The organism is Arthrobacter sp. Y3225116, from assembly GCF_059091245.1.
Genome location: NZ_JBNHGL010000184.1, coordinates 1 through 5,829 on the forward strand (window position 1 = coordinate 1; position 5,829 = coordinate 5,829).

The following is a 5,829-nucleotide window of genomic DNA, read 5'->3' on the forward strand; positions in this document are numbered from 1 at the left end:
TCCTTCCGGTGGGCGGCGGACCGGCCGGCTGGCGCTTCGCCCTGGCGGCGTTCGTGGTGCTGGCGGTGCCGGCCGTGCTGCTGTGGCTTCCCCGCCTGCGCGGCGGCACCGCGGCCGAAGAGCGGGCCCGTGCCGCCGCCGCCGCGCCGGCTCTGGTCCGGGGTTCGGTGTGGAAGTCCGGCCTTGCCTGGCACGTGACGGTGTACATGGGCCTGCAGTCGATGACCTTCTACATTCTCATCACGTGGCTGCCCACCCTGGAACGCTTCCACGGCCGCGGTGACCTGGCCTCCGGCTGGGACCTCATGCTGTTCCAGCTGATCGGGGTGGTGTCCAGCCTGCTGACCCCCGTTGCCCTGCGCGGGCCGACCCAGCTCCTGGCGGCTTCGCTGCCGCCCCTGCTGGTGGTGGCGGGCGGCCTGGGCATGATGCTGATGCCGCAGGTCATGCTGTTCTGGGTGCTGGTGGCGGGCTTCGGCTGCGGCAGTTCCCTGGTCACCGCGCTCTCGCTCTTCGGCCTGCGCACGCGCACCCACCGTGAAGCGGGCGCCCTCTCCGGCATGGCCCAGTCGATCGGCTACCTGCTGGCCGCCGCCGGCCCGCCGATCTTCGGCGGGCTCTTCGCCGCCACCGGGGCCTGGGAAACCTCCCTGGCGCTGCTGTGCCTCATCGCCGTGGCGCAGGCGGCCATCGGGCTGCTGGTCGGACGGGATCGCTTCGCCTTCACACCGGTGAGCCCGACCGCGCCGGCCGGGTGAGCCCGACCGCGCCGGCCGGGTGAACGCCAAGCGAGCGCGCGAGGGAGCGACGAGCGACCGGGCGCCGGACCGGCAGGGCGGCCGCCTACATGCCCTGGCGGTAGGTCTCCAGCTGCCGGAACCGGCGCTGCAGCGACTCGCGCCGGTGCTCGTCCTCGCCGGCGGTGAGCTCGATGTGGCGGCGGCCGAAGCGCCACAGCAGCAGATCGTCCAGCAGGCGGTCCGGTCCGGGGGAGTAGCGGTGTTCCAGGGCGGCGCGGACATCCGTAATGGTTTCCGGATTCAGCAGGGCCGCCAGCTCGGTCGTGGTCTTCAGGCCGTGTGCCGCCAGCAGCTCCGCCGCCCAGCCCCAGTCGTCGTCGGACTTGCGGTCCACGTGCGGCAGCAGGGTCTGCCAGACCTCGCGGACCCGGCGAGGGGTCAGCGGCGCCGCGCCTTCGCCCTCTTCGTCCCAGTAGCCGGTGACGGTTTCGTAGCGATCGTGGAGTTCGGCGAAGGCCGATTCGACCGCCTCCAGCATGGCCGCCGTGGCCGTGAACTGCCGGTCGAAATAGGGGCTCCAGGCGCGCGGGTCAGCGGACTTGAAGCGGATATCGTGCTCCAGTTCCGACCAGGCGTGCGAAAGAATCGTACGGATCTGGACCTCGAAGAGGTAGCTGCCGGTGGCGCGGGCAGGTTCGCCCAGGGCCTGCTGGTACGCCTTCACCGCGTTGTTCTGCAGCGTGCGCAGGATCAGGTGGCGGCTGGCGTAGCCGTAGGTGCCGGACTCGATCGAGCCGATATCCTTCTCCCGGTCGGCGCGGCAGTCGAAGTCGCTGCGCTGACGCTTGATCAGCGCGGCGGCCTGCCGGATCTGGTGCGGCAGGCTGACGATCACCCGTACGCCCACCAGATCCTGGATCTCGCGCAGCGGATCGGGGAATTCCAGCGCAGGGGCGCCGCCGGGTTCGGCCGGCTGGAGCATCCGCGACGCCTTGTCCCGGAAAGACTCCACGCTCTTGGTCCGGGCCGTGACGAACAGAGGCGTGAGTTCGGCGGTGCGGAAGATGTTGCGGATGTCCGACTGCAGCTGCGAGGTGACCGTTTCCAACGCCGGGCGAACCCGCTCGTAGTGCGCCGTGCTGGCTTCCACCTGCGGGCGCAGTTGCTCATCCAACCCATCCCAATGCATGCCCATGCTCCTGGCTCTCCTGCGGTAGCTTCATGCGGTAAGTGAATAACCTACCAAGACAGCGGCCGCGGAACGTATCCGCAGGATGCCGGGAGCGGACTGCAGGCCCGCGGCGAACGCACCCAGTTCGGGCGCGCCCGCCGCGGCGGCTCAGCCCGCCGCGCCGACTCAGCCCGCCGCGTGCGTGTCCGCCAGCTCCAGCACCTCGTCCAGGATGGCCAGGCCGGTGCGTGCATCCTCGGCACTGATGTTCAGCGGCGGCACCACATGGATCCGGTTGAAGTTGGCGAACGGCAGCAGCCCGCGGGACTTGCAGGCCGCGATCAGCTCGTTCATCTCCGGGCTGGAGGAACCGTACGGCGCCAGCGGTTCGCGCGTGGCCCGGTCGCGGACCAGTTCCACTGCCCAGAAGGCCCCGACGCCGCGGACCTCGCCGACCGACGGGTGCTTGGCCGCCAGCTCCGCAAGTCCCGGGCCGAACACCGTGGTGCCCAGCTCCGCCGCATGCTCGACCATCTTCTCGTCCCGCATCGCGTTGATCGTGGCCACCGCCGCGGCGCAGGCCAGCGGGTGCCCGGAGTAGGTCAGCCCGCCGGGGTAGGCGCGTTGGGCGAAGGTCGCGTAGATCTCCTCGGAGATCGCCACGCCGCCCAGCGGCACGTAGCCGGAGTTCACGCCCTTGGCGAAGGTGAGCAGGTCCGGCACCACGCCGGCGTGGTCGATGGCGAACCACGTGCCGGCACGGCCGAACCCGGCCATCACCTCGTCGGCGATGAACACGATCCCGTATTTGGTCGCCAGCTCGCGGACACCCTGGAGGTAGCCGGGCGGGGGCACCATGATGCCCGCGGTGCCCGGGATCGATTCCAGCACGATGGCGGCGATGTTGGCCGCTCCTTCCAGCTGGATCGTGGTTTCCAGGTGTTCCAGCGCGCGCTGGCATTCCTGCGCCTCGTCGACGGAGTGGAACTGGCTGCGGTACAGGAAGGGGGCGTGGAAGTGGACCGTGCCGGCGTTGCCGTAGTCGTTCGCCACCCGCCGGGGGTCGCCGGTGATGTTGACCGCCAGCGCCGTCCCGCCGTGGTAGGAGCGATAGGCGGAGAGCACCTTGTAGCGGCCGGTGTGGAGACGGGCCATCCGGACCGCGTGCTCCACGGCGTCCGCGCCGCCGTTCGTGAAGAAGACCCGGTTCAGGTCCCCGGGGGTCAGCTCGGCGATCAGCCGCGCGGCCTCGGACCGGGCGGCGTTCGCATGCTGCGGCGCCACGGTGCACAGCAGCCCGGCCTGCTCCTGGATGGCCGCGACCACCTTGGGATGCTGGTGGCCGATATTGGTGTTCACCAGCTGCGAGGAGAAGTCCAGCAGCCTGTTGCCCTCGCCGTCCCAGACCCAGGACCCCTCCGCCCGGGTGACAACCATAGGGGTGATCTGTTCCTGGGCGGACCAGGAATGGAACACATGCTGCCGGTCCAGCTGGTAGGCGCGGCGTCCGGCTTCCAGCTCGGCCGAACTCAACGGTGTGCCTGTGGTGGTGGTCATGGCTCTCTCCTCCTAGATGTTCTGCGGGAAGCCCAGGTTGATGCCGCCGTGGCTCGGGTCCAGCCAGCGCGAGGTCACAACCTTGCCGCGGGTGAAGAAGTGCACGCCCTCGGAACCATGCGCATGGCTGTCACCGAACAGCGAGTTCTTCCAGCCGCCGAACGAGTAGTACGCCATGGGCACCGGGATCGGCACGTTGATCCCCACCATACCCACCTGCACCTCGTTCTCGAAGCGGCGGGCGGCACCGCCGTCGTTGGTGAAAATCGCCGTGCCGTTGCCGTACTGATTCTCGTTGATCAGCGCCAGCCCTTCGTCGTAGCCCGGCACCCGCACCACCGACAGGACCGGTCCGAAGATCTCATCCGTGTAGATGGACATCTCCGGCGTCACCCGGTCGAACAGTGTCGGGGCCAGGAAGAAGCCGTCGCCCTCCGCATCCGGTTCCACGGTGCGCCCGTCCAGCACCAGTTCGGCGCCTGCTTCAAGGCCTGCCGTGATGTAGCCGGCCACCTTGTCCCGGTGAGCCGCCGTGATCAGGGGCCCCATGTCCGTGCCGCGCAGGCCGTCGCCCACCCGCAGCTTTGCGGTCCGCTCGGCGATCTTGGCCACCAGTTCGTCCGCGACGGATTCCACTGCCACCACCGCGGAGATCGCCATGCAGCGCTCTCCGGCCGCGCCGTAGCCGGCGTTGACCGCGGCATCCGCGGCCAGGTCCAGGTCGGCATCGGGGAGCACCAGCATGTGGTTCTTGGCCCCGCCCAGCGCCTGCACCCGCTTGCCGGAGGCCGTGCCGCGCTCATACACGTAGCGGGCGATCGGCGTCGACCCGACGAAGGAAACGGACTTGATCTCGGGGTGCTCCAGCAGGGCGTCCACGGCTTCCTTGTCGCCGTGCACCACGTTGAAGACGCCGTCGGGCAGTCCGGCTTCCTTCCACAGCTCGGCCATCCAGTTGGCGGCCGTGGGGTCCTTCTCGCTGGGCTTCAGGACCACGGTGTTGCCGCTGGCGATCGCCACCGGGAAGAACCACATGGGTACCATCGCGGGGAAGTTGAAGGGCGAGATGATCGCCGCCGGCCCCACCGGCTGCCGGATCGAGTGCACGTCCACTTTGGTGGAGGCGTTCTCGGTGTAGCCGCCCTTCAGCAGGTGCGGGGTGCCGCAGGCAAATTCCACAACCTCCTGCCCGCGCGACACCTCGCCGAGCGCGTCGTCCAGCACCTTGCCGTGCTCGGCGGTGATGATGGCGGCCAGTTCGCCCTTGCGCGCGTTCAGCAGCTCGCGGAAGTTGAACAGGATCTGCATGCGGCGGGCCAGCGACGTGTCGCGCCAGGCCGGGAACGCTGCCGCTGCCGCCTGCACCGCTTGATCGACGACGGCGGTGCTGGCCAGGGCGACGCGGGCGGAGACCTTGCCGGTGGCCGGGTTGCTCACGTCGCCGAGTCGGCTGTCGGGCTCCGGGGCAGTGTAGGTCCCCTCGATCCAGTGCTGGATGGTCTGCATGGTGCTCCTTGCTTTGAGTTGTTGCACGCACTTGGCCCGCGACAATGAAGTGAACCGGGACACGTGCGATGGGTCTTCCCCTATCCTCGGGTGCCCGGACTGCCGGTGCCACTGACACTCTGTCGGAAGATACGCGCTGGGGCTTACACTGTGTCAATGCAGCTGAGCGTGCGGGACGTACTCGACCTCGAGGTGGTGCGGGCCGGCGAACCCGAGGTCCTCTCGGGCGCCGACGCCCTGGCCTCGCCCGTCCGCTGGGTCCACGTGGCCGAGCTGCGGAGCCTTGCCGGCCTGCTGGAGGGCGGCGAGCTGGTCCTGACCACCGGCCTGGCGTTCGAGGACTCCGCCGCTGACGCGACCCGCTACCTCGCCGAGCTGGCAGCGGCAGGGGCCGCCGCCGTCATCGTCGAAATCACCGCCCAGAGACCGCAGGCCGCCGCCGCACTGCGCGAGGCCGGCCGCACCGCCGGCCTGCCGGTCATCCTGGTGACCCGCCGCATCCGGTTCGTGGAAGTCACCGAGGTGGTGCACCGCATGCTGGTGGCCGGGCAGCTGGCGCAGCTGGAGCGATCGCGCCAGGTGCACGAGGTTTTCACCATGCTCAGCCTGGAGAACGCCCCGCCGGAAGAGATCGTGGCCCGGGCCGCCGAACTGATCAATGCCCCCGTGGTGCTGGAAGACGTGGCCCATCTGGTGCTCGCGTTCGCCCCGGCCGGCATGCCTGCTTCCGAACTGCTCGACGGCTGGGCCGAACGCTCGCGCCTGGTGCACTATCGCGAGGAGACGGCCCGTGCCGGCTCGGCAGGATGGCTGCAGGCACCGGTGGGACTGCGCGGCCAGCGCTGGGGCCGCCTC

The 5,829-nt window shown here is 69.8% G+C and carries 5 protein-coding genes; 2 read left to right on the top strand and 3 right to left on the bottom strand.

The window, feature by feature from the left end:
- A partial coding sequence (locus AC5RV2_RS13795; RefSeq protein WP_494092801.1) for an MFS transporter occupies nucleotides 1-758 on the top strand: 758 nt, incomplete at its 5' end.
- A gap of 85 nt (nucleotides 759-843) precedes the next feature.
- Here the strand turns inward: AC5RV2_RS13795 and AC5RV2_RS13800 are convergent.
- From AC5RV2_RS13800 to AC5RV2_RS13810, 3 genes are all read right to left on the bottom strand, one after another.
- Nucleotides 844-1,935, bottom strand: a complete 1,092-nt coding sequence (locus AC5RV2_RS13800; protein WP_494092802.1) for a GTP pyrophosphokinase — start codon at nucleotides 1,933-1,935, stop codon at nucleotides 844-846.
- A gap of 162 nt (nucleotides 1,936-2,097) precedes the next feature.
- Nucleotides 2,098-3,468 (bottom strand): aspartate aminotransferase family protein, encoded by a 1,371-nt coding sequence (locus AC5RV2_RS13805; RefSeq protein WP_494092803.1) that lies wholly within the window; start codon nucleotides 3,466-3,468, stop codon nucleotides 2,098-2,100.
- 12 nt (nucleotides 3,469-3,480) lie between these two features.
- Nucleotides 3,481-4,974, bottom strand: a complete 1,494-nt coding sequence (locus AC5RV2_RS13810; protein ID WP_494092804.1) for a CoA-acylating methylmalonate-semialdehyde dehydrogenase — start codon at nucleotides 4,972-4,974, stop codon at nucleotides 3,481-3,483.
- A 156-nt stretch (nucleotides 4,975-5,130) separates the two neighbouring features.
- Between AC5RV2_RS13810 and AC5RV2_RS13815 the strand changes: the two genes are divergently transcribed.
- A partial coding sequence (locus AC5RV2_RS13815) for a PucR family transcriptional regulator ligand-binding domain-containing protein (RefSeq protein WP_494092805.1) occupies nucleotides 5,131-5,829 on the top strand: 699 nt, incomplete at its 3' end.

Excerpts from the sequence above, each read along its gene's own strand:
- AC5RV2_RS13805 (WP_494092803.1), bottom strand. The coding sequence starts at position 3,468 with ATGACCACCACCACAGGCACACCGTTGAGTTCGGCCGAGCTGGAAGCC.
- AC5RV2_RS13810 (WP_494092804.1), bottom strand. The coding sequence starts at position 4,974 with ATGCAGACCATCCAGCACTGGATCGAGGGGACCTACACTGCCCCGGAG.
- AC5RV2_RS13800 (WP_494092802.1), bottom strand. The coding sequence starts at position 1,935 with ATGGGCATGCATTGGGATGGGTTGGATGAGCAACTGCGCCCGCAGGTG.